The 16,092-nt window shown below is 62.9% G+C and carries 15 protein-coding genes and 1 pseudogene; 4 read left to right on the forward strand and 12 right to left on the reverse strand.

The features are described from left to right. Nucleotides 1-558: 558 nt before the first annotated feature. The 10 genes from ccoS to FXB38_RS40610 all read right to left on the reverse strand — a co-directional run bounded on the left by ccoS (nt 559) and on the right by FXB38_RS40610 (nt 10,019). A complete protein-coding gene (ccoS, locus tag FXB38_RS40565; RefSeq protein ID WP_148756489.1) occupies nt 559-774 on the reverse strand; it encodes a cbb3-type cytochrome oxidase assembly protein CcoS in 216 nt (71 codons plus the stop codon). Beyond that, a complete protein-coding gene (locus tag FXB38_RS40570; protein ID WP_148756490.1) occupies nt 774-2,966 on the reverse strand; it encodes a cation-translocating P-type ATPase in 2,193 nt (730 codons plus the stop codon). The genes ccoS and FXB38_RS40570 overlap by 1 nt, the downstream gene beginning before the upstream one ends. Nucleotides 2,967-2,977: 11 nt before the next feature. After that, a complete protein-coding gene (locus FXB38_RS40575) occupies nt 2,978-3,469 on the reverse strand; it encodes a FixH family protein (RefSeq protein ID WP_148756491.1) in 492 nt (163 codons plus the stop codon). Between the two features lie 19 nt (nt 3,470-3,488). Continuing rightward, a complete protein-coding gene (gene ccoG / locus FXB38_RS40580; protein WP_148756492.1) occupies nt 3,489-4,955 on the reverse strand; it encodes a cytochrome c oxidase accessory protein CcoG in 1,467 nt (488 codons plus the stop codon). A gap of 109 nt (nt 4,956-5,064) precedes the next feature. Continuing rightward, on the reverse strand, nt 5,065-5,940 hold the full coding sequence (gene ccoP / locus FXB38_RS40585) for a cytochrome-c oxidase, cbb3-type subunit III (RefSeq protein ID WP_148756493.1): 876 nt from the start codon (nt 5,938-5,940) through the stop codon (nt 5,065-5,067). A gap of 6 nt (nt 5,941-5,946) precedes the next feature. Continuing rightward, nucleotides 5,947-6,111 (reverse strand): cbb3-type cytochrome oxidase subunit 3, encoded by a 165-nt coding sequence (locus FXB38_RS40590; protein WP_148756494.1) that lies wholly within the window; start codon nt 6,109-6,111, stop codon nt 5,947-5,949. 13 nt (nt 6,112-6,124) lie between these two features. Then, nucleotides 6,125-6,859 carry a cytochrome-c oxidase, cbb3-type subunit II gene (gene ccoO / locus FXB38_RS40595; protein ID WP_148756495.1) on the reverse strand — a complete coding sequence of 245 codons (735 nt, stop codon included), beginning with the start codon at nt 6,857-6,859 and terminating at the stop codon, nt 6,125-6,127. A gap of 10 nt (nt 6,860-6,869) precedes the next feature. After that, entirely contained in the window at nt 6,870-8,519 is a 1,650-nt protein-coding gene (gene ccoN, locus FXB38_RS40600) for a cytochrome-c oxidase, cbb3-type subunit I (RefSeq protein ID WP_148756496.1), read from the reverse strand. Between the two features lie 212 nt (nt 8,520-8,731). After that, nucleotides 8,732-9,157 (reverse strand): CBS domain-containing protein, encoded by a 426-nt coding sequence (locus tag FXB38_RS40605; RefSeq protein ID WP_148756497.1) that lies wholly within the window; start codon nt 9,155-9,157, stop codon nt 8,732-8,734. Nucleotides 9,158-9,194: 37 nt separating this feature from the next. Further along, nucleotides 9,195-10,019 carry a universal stress protein gene (locus FXB38_RS40610; protein ID WP_148756498.1) on the reverse strand — a complete coding sequence of 275 codons (825 nt, stop codon included), beginning with the start codon at nt 10,017-10,019 and terminating at the stop codon, nt 9,195-9,197. Nucleotides 10,020-10,224: 205 nt separating this feature from the next. On the opposite strand from FXB38_RS40610, the gene fixL reads away from it, so the two are divergent. From fixL to FXB38_RS40630, 4 genes are all read left to right on the forward strand, one after another. Next, nucleotides 10,225-11,742, forward strand: a complete 1,518-nt coding sequence (gene fixL / locus FXB38_RS40615) for a sensor protein FixL (RefSeq protein ID WP_148756499.1) — start codon at nt 10,225-10,227, stop codon at nt 11,740-11,742. A 3-nt stretch (nt 11,743-11,745) separates the two neighbouring features. Continuing rightward, a complete protein-coding gene (fixJ, locus tag FXB38_RS40620; protein ID WP_148756500.1) occupies nt 11,746-12,363 on the forward strand; it encodes a response regulator FixJ in 618 nt (205 codons plus the stop codon). Nucleotides 12,364-12,406: 43 nt separating this feature from the next. Further along, complete coding sequence (locus tag FXB38_RS40625; protein WP_148756501.1) at nt 12,407-12,841, forward strand: response regulator; 435 nt, start codon at nt 12,407-12,409, stop codon at nt 12,839-12,841. Nucleotides 12,842-12,943: 102 nt separating this feature from the next. Further along, nucleotides 12,944-13,645 carry a helix-turn-helix domain-containing protein gene (locus tag FXB38_RS40630; protein WP_187435496.1) on the forward strand — a complete coding sequence of 234 codons (702 nt, stop codon included), beginning with the start codon at nt 12,944-12,946 and terminating at the stop codon, nt 13,643-13,645. Between the two features lie 415 nt (nt 13,646-14,060). Here FXB38_RS40630 and FXB38_RS40635 read toward each other — a convergent pair. Both FXB38_RS40635 and FXB38_RS40640 read right to left on the reverse strand, forming a co-directional pair. Then, nucleotides 14,061-14,333 (reverse strand): annotated as a pseudogene (locus FXB38_RS40635) (phage integrase N-terminal SAM-like domain-containing protein); the annotation flags it as partial. A 470-nt stretch (nt 14,334-14,803) separates the two neighbouring features. Next, on the reverse strand, nt 14,804-15,532 hold the full coding sequence (locus FXB38_RS40640; protein WP_246230592.1) for a hypothetical protein: 729 nt from the start codon (nt 15,530-15,532) through the stop codon (nt 14,804-14,806). Nucleotides 15,533-16,092: the final 560 nt, after the last annotated feature.

The raw sequence follows: 16,092 nt of genomic DNA on the forward strand, positions 1-16,092 counted from the left end.
CGGACCTGCATATGATGGCGGCCGTCGCGAATTTCGCCATCAAGAGAGGCTGTCACAGTGCGGTTCCTTTATGCCCTTTTGGGAGCAATTGTCTTGCACAGAGGTGCGCTCCGCAGCAAGCGCCAATGGGCTTGGACTAGGTTCGTGCACGCGGAGGCTCCGGCCCGCCGCCGCGTCGGTGCCTCAAGAGAGATCAACAACTTAGAAGCTTGGCCCATCTTCGGCGTGATGACGAACTGTCCATTTGGCCTACGATTTGCTTGCCGGTGTGGCGCTGCCGGCGCAACGTCTCGATGACCTTGCACTGGTTGGCGGGGTTTGGCTCGGCGGTGAGTGGGGGCTGGAGGACCGATCACGCGCCTCTCCACACCTTCTGCGGACCCCGCTGACCCATTTGGCGATGGTCTTCGGTGTCGTGTTGAACTGATAGGCCGCGTCGGCCTTGCTCAGTCCGCCCTCGACGACACTTCGCACCATCGCCTCTCGGTGGGCGTCAAAGGCGCCTTCTTGTGGACTTTCATCGTCTGGTCTCTCTTGGAACACTGAAGCTTCGCAACCTCAGCTTGCTCGGTTCAGACCAGATGGACAACCTCCGGAAAGACCACACCTAGGCCTAGCCCTGCGCTCCTCCGGCGGCTCGTCCTCGGCGATCGCGCGCCAGGCGGCGCCGTCGAGGTCGTCATACTGGCCGCTCCGAAGCGACCAAAGGAACGCGACGAGGCCTGCAAGTCCGAGCATCAGTGCCAGCGGCACCAGGATGACCAGGATTTCCATCACACAATCTCCCGCGCGCGGCTACGGGCCCGCAGCGAATTCAGCATGACCAGGATCGAGGATCCGCTCATGGCCGCTGCGGCAATCAGGGGCGTCACAATGCCGCTGATCGCGACCGGCACGGCGAGAACGTTATAGCCGATCGCGAGCCAGAGGTTTTGCCGCATCAGGTGCAACGCCTTGCGCGCGGCATCGATGGCCGCGACGACCGGGGCCAGCGGGCGGCCGAGGAAGACGAGATCGGCGGTGGCCTGGCTGAGATGCGCGGCGGAGATCGGCGACATCGAGACATGGGCCGCCGCCAGCGAAGGCGCGTCGTTCATGCCGTCGCCGACCATCAGCACTTTTGCGCCGCGACGCTTCAACTCCTCGATCCGCGCGATCTTGTCGGCCGGCGTGACGCCGGCGCGCCATTCGAGAATGCCGAGCGCATGGGCCGCCGCGATCACCGCCGCCTCGCGGTCGCCGGAGAGGATCTCGATGCCGATGTTGCGCGCCTTCAGCGCCGCGATCACGGCCAGCGCATCCGGACGCAGGCCCTGACGCACCGAGAGGATGAATTTTTCGCGGCCCTTGCTGAACGCAACGATGGAGGCGTCCGGGTCGAGATCATCGGTCAAGCCGACAAGGCCTTCGGCGCCACAGAAGGACGGACGCCCAAGACGGATTTCGACGCCGTCAACGGTCGCGCGCACGCCCTGCCCGGCCTCCTCGACCGCGCCGACGATCGGCGAGCTGGCATCAGCCGCCTGCGCAACCGCAGCGGCCACCGGATGATGGCTCGACAGCGCGAGACGGCCGGCGAGATCGAAGATGTCGGCGGGGATATCGGCCGCATTCGTCACGTCGAGATCGGGCAAGGTCAGCGTGCCGGTCTTGTCGAAGATGACATGGTCGGCCTCCGCCAGCCGCTCGATGGCGTCGCCGGAGTTGAGCAGCACGCCGGATTTGAACATCGCGCCCGAGGCGATCGTCTGCACGGTCGGGATCGCGAGCCCGAGCGCGCAGGGACAGGTGATGATCAGCACGGCAACGCCGGTGACGATCGCATCATGCCAGCTTGCGCCAGCGATGACCCAGCCGAGAATGGTGAGGAGCGCGGTCGCATGAACCACCGGCGCATAGAGCCGCGAGGCGCGGTCGGCGAGCCGCATGTAGCGCGAGCGCGCCTGAAGCGCGTGGTCGAGCAGCCGCGTGATCTCGGCGAGCAGCGTGGCTTCCGAGGCCGCCGAGACCCGCACCCGCAGCGTCCCGGAGATGTTCATCGATCCCGCATAGACCGGCGTGCCCTGCCCGGCCGTGACATACAGCGTCTCGCCGGTGATCAGGCTCTGGTCGATCTCGGAACGGCCCTCGATCACGGTGCCATCGACCGCGCAGCGCTCGCCGGGCCGCAGCAGCACGATGTCGCCGGGATGGATCGCGGCCACCGGCACTTGAGATATTTCATCAGGCCCGACGAACTTGGCCGCCGTCTCCGCCTTCAGCGCGGCGAGATTGCCGGCGATCGCGCGGGTCCGCCGCCGCATGTTCTGGTCGAGGACGCGGCCGACCAGCAGGAAGGTCAGCAGCATGATCGCCGCGTCGAAATAGGCGTGCTCGGCGTGATGGACGGTTTCGACCACGGACATGCCGAGCGCAAGGTACACCCCGATCGAGATCGGGACGTCCATGTTGGTGGTCTTGGCCGACAGCGCGCGCCAGGCCGAGCGGAAGAATGGCTGCCCGGCATAGGCCGCCGCCGGCAGTGCGATCAGCGCCGACAGCCAGTGGAAGAAGTCGCGCTGCTCGGGCAACATGTCCGAGACGTTGCCGGACCACACCGGGATCGACAGCATCATCACATTCATGGTGGCAAAGGCGGCGACGCCGAGGCAGCGCAGCAGGAAGCGCGATTCCGCGACCTCGGTCACTTCCGCGCTTTCGGTCTCGTAAGGATAGGCCTTGTAGCCGAGCTCCTCGAGGCGATCGATGAAGCGGCTTGGGTCGAGCGTGCCCTGCTTCCATTCCAGCGCGACGCGGCGGTCGGTGAGGTTCACGCGCGCCAAAGTGACGTCGGGAATCGCGGAGAGCCCGCGCTCGATCTTGGCCATGCAGCCGGCGCAATGAACGCCCTCGACTGCGAGATCGATGTGCTGGACGCCCTCGCCCGCGGTCCGAACGTAGTGCGAGAAATCGCGCGTGACCTGCATGACGAAGTCCTTCAGTTCAGGATCACGCGGTTGCGCGACAGGAACACCCGCTCGCCCCGCACCTCGCCCTCGATCACCAGGTCCCACTGGCCCGGCGCGACGGAGGCGGCATTGCCGCGATAGATACCGATGCCGGCCTCAGGGAGCTCGACCGCGAGATCGGCGCGCTTGTCGGTCGGCCGTTCCAGACGGCCGTCGAATTTCAGCCCGGTCATCGGCTGGCCGCTTGCATCGCGTGCCTCGACCTGGAGCGCGACGCCGCCGTCAGTGCGACGCTCGATGTGGGCGCTGACCTGCCAATTGCGCGCGGCCTGGTCCTGCGCTGCCGAGATCTCGCGATCGTAGGTGAGCCCCGCCGCATACGGACTGTCCACGTCGGTGCCGGGCAGCGTTGCGATCGCGAGCTTCGCCATCGTCACGTTGACGCCGATCACGACGCCGAAAAACGCGACCAGCATCAGCAAGACTTTGGTTCCGGTCAGCGGCTTCGGTGCGGATGCCATGGCGAACTCCAGTAATTTGCTAGGGCGAAACGAAATTGTCGGTGGCGGAAGCTGCCTCGCCGAGCCCGATATCGGTGACGTGGAAACGAACGGGGATCGACTTCTCCGGATTGCTCTCCGCCGGCGCAGTGACGAGCAGCCGCAACTCGCTGGTGGAGTCACGGGGGATCACGATCATCGGCCGGTCCGGCGTCACCGAATCGATGCCGACGACGTGGATCGTGGCGTTGGCCGGACCGTCGGCGTCGATCGCGATGACGCGGTCATAGCCGCTCTTGTTCAGGAGCCGCACCGTATAGGCGTTGCGGATCGAGCCGTCGCTGAGCTTGACCGCGACCGGGTTGCGGTCATGCAGCACGTTAACGTCGAGCAGGCTGCGCGTCGCCAGCACGTAGAGCATGATGCCGCCGACGGCCGCGATGATCGCGCTGTAGACGACGGTGCGGGGGCGGACGATGCGGTAGATCGGCGCCTTGCCGTCCCGGCGGCGCTGGATGTTGATGTCGTTGTCGTAGCCGATCAGCCGCTTCGGCCGGCCGATCTTGGTCATCACGGTGTCGCAGGCGTCGATGCAGAGCCCGCACTGGATGCATTCGAGCTGCGGCCCCTTGCGGATGTCGATGCCGGTCGGGCACACCGCGACGCATTGGTAGCAGTCGACGCAGTCGCCGGCGTGCTCACCGAGCGCCCGCAGCTCGGCCGCCTTCTTGACCGAGGTCCGCTTCTCGCCGCGGTCGTAGCGGTAGGTGACGTTGAGCGCCCATTCGTCGGTGAGCGCGGCCTGGATCCGCGGCCACGGGCACATATAGGTGCAGACCTGCTCGCGCATATAGCCGGCGAGCACATAGGTCGTAGCAGTCAGGATGCCGATCCACACATAGGCGATCATCGGCGCCGGGAAGGTGACGAGCTGCTTCACCAAGGTCGGCGCATCGCTGAAATAGAGCACACAGGCCCCGCCGGTCCACCAGGCGATCAAGAGCCAGATCGAATGCTTGAGCACGATCTCGGAAATGCGCTCCAGCCGCATCGGATCGGACGACTTGTCCTTCTTCATCCGCTCTCGCCGGTCGCCTTCGACCAGCCGCTCGACCGCATAGAACAGATCGGTCCACACCGTCTGCGGGCAGAGATAGCCGCACCAGATGCGGCCACCGACCGAGTTCATCAGGAACAGCGTCACGGCGGCGACGATCAACAGGCCGGTGAAATAGTAGACCTCCTGCGGCCACAGCTCGATGAAGAAGAAGTAGAAGCGGCTGTTGGGAAGATCGATCAGTACCGCCTGGCTCGGAGCACCGATGCCGCGATTCCAGCGCACGAAGGGCAGGAAGTAATAGACGCCGAGGCAGAAGGCCATCAGGCCCCATTTGATCCGGCGGAACGTACCGGAGACGCTCTGGGGATACACCTTCTTCTGGGCTACGTAGAGCGGCCCGTTGTCATCGTTCGATGTGAGCTCGTTCGGGTTCACGGTCTTGTTCATCGCCTGGAGATTCTCGAGAGGTGCGATTAAACCTAGACCCGACGCAGCTGCGTCGATTGATCCAGCGCAAACGGGGACGTTTTTCTTCGCACCCGCCGCCGTGTCTCCGCTATTTTCCACCGCCCAGCGAGTGGACGTAGACGGCCATCGCCTTGATGGTAGCGGGATCGAGCCGCCCTTCCCAGGCCGGCATCACGCCAGCGCGGCCCTTGCTGATGGTCTCGATCAGAATCGCCTCGTCGGAGCCGTAGAGCCAGATCTTGTCGGTCAGGTTTGGTGCGCCGAGCTCCGGGTTGCCCTTGCCGCCGTCGCCGTGACAGGCGACGCAATTGTCGGCAAAGATCGTCTCGCCCTTGGCCGCATCGTAACCCTTGCGAGTAGGCAGGCCCGACAGAGAACGGACATAATTGGCCACCGTGACGATCTCGTCCGGCTTCAGCACGCCGTCCTTGCCGAAGGCGAGCATCTGGCCCTCATGCGTCTTGGCATGTCCCGACCGCGCGCCGTACTGGATGGTCTGCATGATCTGGTCGAGCGTGCCGCCCCACAGCCAGTCGTCGTCGTTCAGGTTCGGAAAGCCCTTGGCGCCGGCGGCACCTGAGCCGTGACACGGCGCGCAATTGTCGCCGAACACGGTCTTGCCCTTGGCCCGCGCGAGCGCCAGCAAGGCCGGATCCTTCTCGATGTCGGCGAGCGAGGCTGCGCCCAGCGCCACCATCTTGTCGCCGCGGATCTTGTCGAGATTGGCAAGCTCGACTGCGACGTCGGCGCGCGAGGAGTAGCCGAGCACGCCGCGCGTGTTGCCGGAGATCAGCGGCCAGGCCGGATAGACGATCCAGTAGCCGATCGCCCAGACGATGGTGAGGTAGAACGTAATCACCCACCAGCGCGGCAGCGGCGTGTTGAGCTCCTTGATGCCGTCCCATTCGTGCCCGGTCGTGGACCTGCCGGAGACGGAATCGAATTCACCATGATGGTCGGTCATGATCTCTTACTCCTCCCGCAACGGCAGCCGTGCCGCTTCGTCGAACGCAGCCTTGTTGCGGGGCCAGAATGCGTGGGTGATGATCGCGAGAAAGATCGCAACGAAGACCGGCGTCCAGATCGTGGTGACGAGACTGGATGCGAGATTGTCGAGTGTCAGGATGGCTTTCATTGGTGATGCCTTCTCAGCGAAGATTGGCTTTCTCGTTGTAGATCTTGAAGTCGACCAGCGTGCCGAGCATCTGCAAGTAGGCGATGAGCGCATCCATCTCCGTCGGCGTTCCCGTCTTGCCGTCGAAATTGCGCACCACGGCCTTGGCGTAGCGCTTGGTGAAGGCGTCGGTGCCGGCATTGTCCGGATCGGCCTGCGCCTTCATGTCGGCAGCCGCGTTGGCGATCTGGTCGTCGGTATAGGGCACGCCGACGGTCCTTAAGGTCCGCATGTGGTCGGCAATCGTGTCCGGATCGACCTCGGTCTGCGCCAAGAACGGATAACCCGGCATCACCGATGGCGGCACGATCGCGCGCGGATTGGTCAGATGGGTGACGTGCCAGTCGTCGGAATACTTTGCGCCGACGCGGGCGAGGTCCGGACCGGTGCGCTTGGAGCCCCACTGGAACGGGTGGTCGAACATGCTCTCGGCGGCGAGCGAGAAGTGGCCGTAGCGCTCGACTTCGTCGCGCAGGGGGCGGATCATCTGCGAGTGGCAGAGATAGCAGCCCTCGCGGACATAGACGTTGCGCCCGGCGAGCTCCAGCGGCGTGTAGGGCCGCACCCCATCGACCGCCTCGATCGTGCTCTTGAGGTAGAACAGCGGCGTGATCTCGACGAGACCGCCGATCGCGATCACCAGCAGGATGCCGACGATCAGGATGATCGAGTTCTTTTCGAAGGCCTGGTGGCGTGTCCAGAACGACATGGGAAGCTCCTCATTCCGCCGGCTGGAGAGCGACGGGAATCTGGACTTCCTGTTCGCCGACGCGGACGGTCATCCAGAGATTATAAGCCATGATCAGCGAGCCGATCAGGAACAGCCCGCCGCCGGCGGCGCGGATGATGTAGAAGGGATGCATCGCCTCGACGGTCTCGATGAAGGAATATTCGAGGAAGCCGAGCGAGGTGTAGGCGCGCCACATCAGGCCCTGGAGGATGCCGGACACCCACATCGCCGAGATGTAGAGAACGATGCCGAGGGTGGCGATCCAGAAGTGCCAGTTGACGAGCTTCAGGCTGTAGAGGCCCTTGCGATTCCAGGCCCACGGCACCAGGCAGTACAGCGCGCCGAAGGAGACGAAGCCGACCCAGCCCAGCGCGCCGGAATGCACGTGGCCGATGGTCCAGTCGGTGTAGTGGCTGAGCGAGTTGACCACCTTGATCGACATCATCGGGCCTTCGAAGGTCGACATGCCGTAGAAGGCGACGGAAACCACGAGCATGCGCAGCACGGGATCGGTGCGCAGCTTGTCCCAGGCGCCCGACAGCGTCATCAGGCCGTTGATCATGCCGCCCCAGGAGGGCATCCACAGCATGATCGAGAAGGTCATGCCGAGCGTCTGCGTCCAGTCCGGCAGCGCGGTGTAGTGCAGATGATGGGGACCGGCCCAGATGTAGAGGAAGATCAGCGCCCAGAAATGGATGATCGAGAGCCGATAGGAATAGATCGGCCGCTGGGCGCGCTTGGGGATAAAGTAGTACATGATGGCGAGGAAGCCGGCGGTGAGGAAGAAGCCGACCGCGTTGTGGCCGTACCACCACTGGAACATGGCATCCTGGATGCCGCCCCAGGCGACGTAGGATTTCGAGCCGAAGAACGACACCGGCAGCGCGGGGTTGTTGCCGAGATGCAGGACCGCGATCGTCACGATGAAGGCGAGATAGAACCAGTTCGCGACAAAGATGTGCGGTTCCTTGCGCTTGATGACCGTGCCGAGGAAGACCAGCAGATAGGTGACCCAGACGATGGTGAGCCAGAGGTCGGCATACCATTCCGGCTCGGCATATTCCTTGGACTGGGTGACGCCGAGCAGATAGCCGGTGCCGGCGATGAGGATGAAATAGTTGTAGCCGAGCACGACAAACCAGGGCGCGAGATCGCCGACGAGCCGCGCGCGGCTGGACTTCTGCACGACGTAGAAGGACGTCGCGATCAGGACGTTGCCGCCGAAGGCGAAGATCACGGCGGAGGTGTGCAGCGGCCGCAATCGGCCGAATTGAATCCAGGGCAGGTCGAAGTTCAGCGCGGGCCAGGCCAGCTGCGAGGCGATGATGAGCCCGACCAAAAAGCCCGCAATGCCCCAGAACATAGCCATGAAGGAGGAGAACTTGATCGGGCCCATGTTGTAGTTGGGACGACCGTTGATCTCCGCGGGCGGCAGCGCCGCCGGACGGTCGTAATAGCGGTTGATGATGAAGAACACGGCGGCCAGGCTCGCCGCCGCGCTCAGCCCGGCGTGGAAGGCGAAGGGCGCGTCGAGCGCCTTGGCCGAGGCAACCAGGCACAGGAAGGCAGCGACCGCGAAGATGAACGCCAGGCCACTTTCGCCTGTTGTCATTGTTTTGGAGATGGACGGCTGGGGCATCGCGGATTCTCTTTCGAAAGAACACAGCGCCAGAAACCACATTCAACCCTGCGGGAACTTGATTGAAATCAAGGTGAGTGAATTTCTGTTAGTGTAAAGCGGTCGCTAATCGGAGAGCGATATCAACCGCTCGCGCTCCGCGCAGTGCGCGCGGCAACTACCGATTCCGTGAAATCATGGACCCAACAATCGCGAAACTTGCGGGCGCCTCGTCAGTCGCGCGCGGTCGCCTTGAGTGCCGCGATGACGTCCTCGCGGGCGATGATGCCAACCAGCTTCTGGACGCCGTCGAGCACGATGATGCTCCGGATGCGGTGCTCGACCATGATCTGGAGCACGCGCGTCAGCCGCGTCTCGGGACTGACATAGATGAATTCCGGCGTCATGACGTCGCCGACCCTACGGCTCATCAGATCATGATAGCGCGGCAGCATCTGGCTCGGCGTGAAGGCAAAACACTTCAGGATGTCGAATTTGGTGACGATGCCGACGACCTGACCGTCATCCTCGACCGGATAGCTGTTGAAATCGTCGCGCTCGAACATCTCGCTGAGTTCGAGTAGGTCGACATCGCGCTTGGCCGTCCGGACGTTACGCGTCATGTAGCCGCCGACGGTCTGCTCAAGTAACTTGTACACGGCGCGTCCTCCTCGATTCGTCTGGGTTTGCCGGCCATCAGCGCGACAGCAACACGCAGCGGGCGGATTGCGTCGCCAAGTACTGCGTGACGCCGCCGAAGATCAGCTCGCGGAAGCGCGAATGACCGTAGGCGCCTGCGACGATCAGGCCGGCGCCGACATCATCCGCGATCTTCTTCAATTGCGCGCGGCTGTTTCGCTCCCCGCGGCTTCCGGGAAGCGCGCGGTCGCAACGACGGTGGCGGCGAAGCCAGGCGGCAACATCCGTGACGCGCGCCATCGCGGCCTGGCCGCCGTCACTGTGTTCCGGAATCTCGACGATGGTGATGTCCGTCGCCTTCAGCATCGGCAGCGCATCGGCAACCGCCCGCCGTGCCTCGGGCGTGTCCTTCCAGGCTATGAGCACGCTGCGCAGATCGAGCCAGTGGACCCCGTCGGGCACGATCAGGAGCGGCCGGCCAGCCTGCATCACCAGATCCTTCGGGCTTGCGAGCGAAAAGGCATCGGAAAAGGCCGGGCTGTGCTCGCCACTGACGACGATATCGGCGCACCGCAGCTGCGCCAGGACAAACCGCGTGGGAAAATCCATGGCGCTGCGCCATTGCGCATGTCCGCCGCGCGCCCTCGTCGCGGCGCGGAGCGCCTCCAGATCGGCAAGACGTTTCCTGATGGACGCCTGCTCCTGATCGATCAGCCCTTGCGCCTCGGCGCGGTCAGCGAAATAGAGCGGCGGAGCGAACTGCGCCGCGGCAACGCCGACGATGCTCGCCTCGAATCGCTCGGCGAGTTCGCCCGCGACCTGAAGACGCGCCTCGTTGGGTTGATCGAGCGCGAGGCTGACCATCACGGTCGCATATATCATCGGGAGCCTCCGGGCAGTGCGTTGCTGTGGAAATCTAGCCGCACCGACGCAAGGCAGGATGAGATAGATCAAATTTCCTTGCACCATGCTGCGAGAAATCCGCCAATGGAATCGGACATCCGAACTTGCCTCCGGCCCGGCCTTGGGCGAAATTGCCGCCACCCTCGTGGCACGGGGCCCGCCGCGGGAGAATGGGAGCAATAGCTTGTCGCCGACCCGCGTAACGCATCCGCCAGACGACGCTCGCGGCGAGCATTTCCGCGTCCGGATTGAAGGCTTTGGCGTCGGCACCTGGGATCTCGACCTCAGGACGCACGAGTTGGAGTGGTCGGAAACGGCCAGAATGCTGCTTGGCATCGAACGGGATCAACCGGCAAGCTACCGTCTCCTTCTCTCGCGCCTCGGGCCCGCGGACCGCGAGCAAGTGGAGAGCGCGATCAAGCACGTCGGCGAGCGCGGCGGCGGCTTCGACGTATCCTTCAGACTTGCCAGTGCATCAGGCCCGGGACACTGGATTCGTGCCCGGGCCGGCGTCATTCGCGACGAAGCCGGCGCCGCCCGCCATCTCAGCGGCATCTTGCTCGACATCGACGCGGAGAAGCAGGTCGAGGAGGCGCTCCGCACGCGCGAGAGCCACCTCCGCTCGATCCTTCAGACCATTCCCGACGCCATGATCGTCATCGACGGCCACGGCATCATCCAGCTGTTCAGCACCGCGGCCGAGCGTCTGTTCGGCTGGTCCGAGCATGAGGCGATCGGCCAGAACGTCTGCATCCTGATGCCGGAGCCCGATCGCTCCCGCCATGACGGCTACATCGCCCGCTACCGCTCCACCCACGATCCGCACATCATCGGCATCGGCCGCATTGTCACCGGCAGGCGTCGCGACGGAACCACCTTCCCGATGCACCTGTCGATCGGCGAGATGCAGTCGGGCGGCGAGCCTTATTTCACCGGCTTCATCCGCGACCTCACCGAGCATCAACAGACCCAGGCGCGGCTCCAAGAATTGCAGTCCGAGCTCGTCCATGTCTCGCGGCTGACCGCGATGGGCGAAATGGCCTCCGCCCTCGCCCACGAGCTCAACCAGCCTCTGGCGGCGATCAGCAATTACATGAAGGGCTCGCGACGGCTGCTCGCCGGTAGCCACGATCCGAACACGCCGAAGGTCGAGAGCGCACTGGACCGCGCCGCCGAGCAGGCATTGCGCGCCGGCCAGATCATCCGGCGCTTACGCGACTTCGTGTCTCGCGGCGAATCCGAGAAGCGGGTTGGGAGCCTGTCCAAGTTAATCGAGGAAGCCGGGGCGCTCGGACTTGCCGGCGCGCGCGAGCAGAACGTGCAGCTCCGCTTCAGTCTCAATCCTGACGCCGATCTCGTGCTCGCCGACCGGGTGCAGATCCAGCAGGTGCTGGTCAATCTGTTCCGCAACGCGCTGGAAGCGATGGCGCAGTCACCCCGGCGCGAACTCGTCGTCACGAACGCCTCCGTCGCCGACGATATGATCGAGGTGGAGGTCTCCGACACCGGCTCGGGCTTCCAGGGCGACGTCATTCCGAACCTGTTTCAGACCTTTTTCACCACCAAGGAAACCGGCATGGGCGTCGGACTGTCCATCAGCCGCTCGATCATCGAGGCTCATGGCGGCCGCATGTGGGCCGAGAGCAACGCATCGGGTGGCGCAACATTCCGCTTCACCCTTCCGGCAGCCGACGAGAACTGATTCATGACGACCAACGGACATGTCTACGTCATCGACGACGATGAGGCGATGCGAGACTCGCTGAATTTCCTGCTGGATGCCTCCGGCTTCGGCGTCACGTTGTTCGAGAGCGCGCAAGGCTTCCTCGACGCCGTGCCCGGCCTCGCCTTCGGCTGCGTCGTCTCCGACATACGAATGCCGGGCCTCGACGGGATCGAACTTCTCAAGCGCATGAAGGCGCAGCACAGTCCGTTTCCGATCCTGATCATGACAGGTCACGGCGACGTGCCGCTTGCGGTCGAGGCGATGAAGCTCGGTGCGGTCGATTTCCTGGAAAAGCCGTTCGAGGACGACCGCCTCATCGTCATGATCGAATCCGCGATCCGCGAAGCCGAGCCGGCGGCCAGGAGCGAGGCCATCGCGCAAGACATCGCCGCCCGCGTCGCCTCCTTGAGCCCGCGCGAGCGCCAGGTCATGGAGGGACTGATCGCCGGCATGTCCAACAAGCTGATCGGCCGCGAATACGACATCAGCCCGCGCACCATCGAAGTGTACCGGGCCAATGTGATGACGAAGATGCAGGCCAACAGCCTGTCGGAACTGGTGCGGCTGGCGATGCGCGCCGGCATGCTAAGGGATTGAGGCAAGTCAAGATCGTCCTTTTTGGCTGTGCTAGCCAAACGGCATGATCGAGATCGGCTCGCAACATCGCCAACGGCAGCTCTCGTCCTCTGCAAAACCCACGGTTTATGTGGTCGACGACGACGATGCCGTGCTCGGATCCCTGCGATTCCTGCTGGAAACCGACGGCTTTGCCGTGCGGACCTTCAGGAACGCCACGGCGCTGCTCAATGCGAGCGGCACGCCTGGCGCGGATTGCTACGTGATCGACTACAAGATGCCCGGCATCAACGGCATCGAGCTTGCCGGGCGGCTGCGCAAGGTCGACGGCGACACGCCCGTGATCCTGATCACCGGCTATCCTGACGAGAACATCTCGGCCCGGGCGGCGACGGCCGGCGTGAAAGACGTGGTTTTGAAGCCGCTTCTCGACGAAAATCTGGTGAAGGGCATCCGCCGCGCCATCCAGGACAGGCGCCGCATCGGCACGGGGAACTGACCTACGGACTTCTACGTAGGTAGACCCCCTTAGGATATCGCTCGAAATTTTCGAAGCCCCGGATACCGCGTATCAGGCGTCATCACAACGGAGATGGCGCAGATGCTGACCCAAACGCTCAACACCCAGACGATCAAGACCCAGATCAAGGGCCGCAACATCGCTCCCGGCCATCCCGTGTCCGACCAGTTTGTTGCGATCGCCGGCCATGTCGGGCTCGTCGCCACCGAATTCTCCTATCGCAAGAAGGAGGAGATTTACGGCGAGAACGAGCCGGCCGAATATGTCTACCAGGTCGTTTCAGGCGCCGTGCGCCGCTATAAGCTTCTCTCCGACGGCCGCCGCCAGATCGGCGCCTTCCACCTCCCCGGCGACGTGTTCGCCCTCGAATCCAGCCAGACGCATCGTCTTGCCGCCGAAGCCATCATCGATACCACCGTGCGGCTCGTGAAGCGCTCCAGCCTCGAGAAGGCCGCAGGCACCGACGTCCAGGTTGCCCGCAAGCTCTGGGCGATGACCGCCGGCGAGCTGCGCCACGCCGAAGACCACATGCTGCTCTTGGGTCGCAAGACCGCGATGGAGCGCGTCGCAACCTTCCTGCTCGAAATGGACCGCCGCCTCGCCGTTGCCGGCATGATGGCGCTGCCGATGTGCCGCCGCGACATCGGCGACTATCTGGGCCTTACGCTGGAGACCGTGTCGCGCGCGTTGTCCCAGCTCCACGCCCAGGGCGTTCTGGGCTTCTCCGGTGCCCGCCAGATCGTGCTGCGCAACCGCCAGCGCCTGCACAATCTCGACGCCTGATCGCTTTCTCCCCACCGACGTTTCTCCTCCGCGACTTGGCCGGATGTCGGCTATTCATCGCGCCCGGGCAGGATGTAATCAGAAACAAGCGATTGGCCGGCGTCAGTTTTGCAGACTAGAGAGGTCCGCTAGAGCTTACCGGTATTGACGATACCTGCTGGACCTCGGGCCGATCAAAAAGCTAGTTGTAAAGGGATTCAGCCGTGTCCGGCTGAAGACGTTAATTGTCCGGGACCAGACACTGACGCGCGAGTATTCCGTCGGTGGACCCGAAGCACATGGTTTTGCCCTCTTCAAGCGAGGCTCGCAAATGGCTTTGGTGGCACGTGGATTGCTGGGACAAGCATAGACACAAGCCGATCCCTTCAAAGAGATCGTGAAACTCGCCTATCCCATGTGCCGCGAGAAGGTGGGAGCGGAACGGTCTTACGTCATGGCGGAGCGTCACACCGTAGAAAAAGCGCAGCGCACAGACGATTTGATTGAGCGCCGGCCAGGATATCCCCATCGCCACCGGGTGAACCTGGAAGGCGCGGATATCCTCCAGCTCGAGGCAATCGGGGGACCGACCGAAATACCGGCTCAACTTCGATACCGCGCCAAGGTAGGATCGTTGCGTCGCCGGCGACAGATTGCGGACGGTCATGTCTTCGATCATGCGGCGGCGAAGAGGGCTCAAATCGGCCATTGGAAAACTCCTGTCTGAAGGGTTGGGCTTCGAAAACCCGCGATCCTCTCAGACAGGAGGCGCTATTGCGATCCTTCCTCAATTGCGGCGCCAGCGGCTTCGTTCAATCCTAAAAACGAAATTGCAAGCTTCCGGGGCTTTCGGCCCCCGACCCTTGCAAGCTCAAAACCGCCTTCACCTGAAAACTCGATCCCCGCTCAGGGCCTTACAGCCTCTTCACGGACAACTTGATAATTTCGAGGTACAAGACCATGCATGTAAAACGGCCAGCGGCATCCCTTGAATACTAGTAGTAACTAGACACCCAGCAAAGACGGGCCGCAGGGCGTCGCATCGCTTGTTGTGGGCTAGGCTTTCCTTGTGACTTGCGTGTCGCAATCGCCTAAATGATCCTAGACGTTCTGCTGGTCGCGAGCGCTTCGGAGGCGCTTACATAGCCCCGATCGTGCATCTTCGATTAACATCTCTCTTCATGCCTCCTCCTGCGGCTGCACTTTGGGAGCTCCAGGAGACTTTTCCTGCGAAATCGAACAAGACTCGCTGCAACAAACCTTCTCGCCCCTGTAGTTGGCCAAGGTTTGGAGCAACTGCGACATAAAATACTTTTTCGCACCTTCCCTCATATCGTCCGGCATTGCTTTCGGATGGTCTAGCCATGTCATTGCCTGCTCGATCAGCTCGATCGCGCGTTGCTTGTCACCACTCTCGTAGTAGTACTGAGCGACCACCACATAAGAAGAGAAGTTGAGGCCGCCGAAGGCTTGCCCAGGATTGAGGATATGTTCCGACACATCCCTGCCGATCGCAAAGCGTTCCGCACGCGGAAGGTGGGCCTTATCATTCTTCGCATCAAAGAGTTGTCTCATCACGCCAACCAGCGCACGCAAAGCCTCTGATTGTTTCTCAATCGCATCTCGAACCAGTTGGCGCAAGACCTGGAAGCCGGTCGCCGTGTCGCGCATTTTGTGAAGCAACAGATCCGCATGAATCTGCCGGAAGGCGAGATTGTCCGGCATTGCGGCAATGCCCTCTTCGACCGCTGAGAGCGCTGCCGGCCAATCCTTTGCTTCCATCGCCGGTCGAATTGTTCGGCGGATTGAGCGTTCGCGCGCCTCGCGTTGGTTTGCCGCAATCCGTTTCGCTTCGGCGGCTTTAGCTTCATAGCTGCTGCGCCAAGTGCCGTTGATAATTTTCGGCAAGACGGCGTCGATTTGGATCGGATGCACGCCCCGTAGATGGGCACCGTGGACGCGGTCTGGTTAACATTTGCCCCACATCCTCGAGAACGCGTTGTCCAGGCTGACTGAAGATTCTGTGCGACGGATATGTCGAACCTTCTTAGTTCCCTCGTCAACGCCTTCAGCCCCCCGCGAACAAGCCAACGGCTTCGCGGCGCTAGCAATACAACCACTGACCGTAGATGAGCCTCATGACTCGGTTGCCGCTCGCGATCGTGTGAATCGCCTAATGGAGGTGAGTCCTGGTAGATGCGTGCAGCTGCGCGCCTGCTTAATGTGCCGCTCGCAGATCAGGTCGATCACTCGCGAGATGCACCTGACTCAGGCCTTCTCATTACTGACTTGAGGACGGCATGACAGTTAAGATCATGAAGTTCGGCGGCTCTTCGTTTCGTGATGCGGGTTGCTACCAGTCTGTTTCCGCGTAGCGAACAGACTCGCGACTGATGCAGATCAAGTTGTTCTCGTAGTTAGTTCGACGTATGGGGATAACAGAGGCCCTAAGAGTCTGTCCGAGATCA

Origin of the sequence: Bradyrhizobium cytisi, assembly GCF_008123515.1 — a bacterium.
Classification (GTDB): Bacteria; Pseudomonadota; Alphaproteobacteria; order Rhizobiales; family Xanthobacteraceae; genus Bradyrhizobium; species Bradyrhizobium cytisi.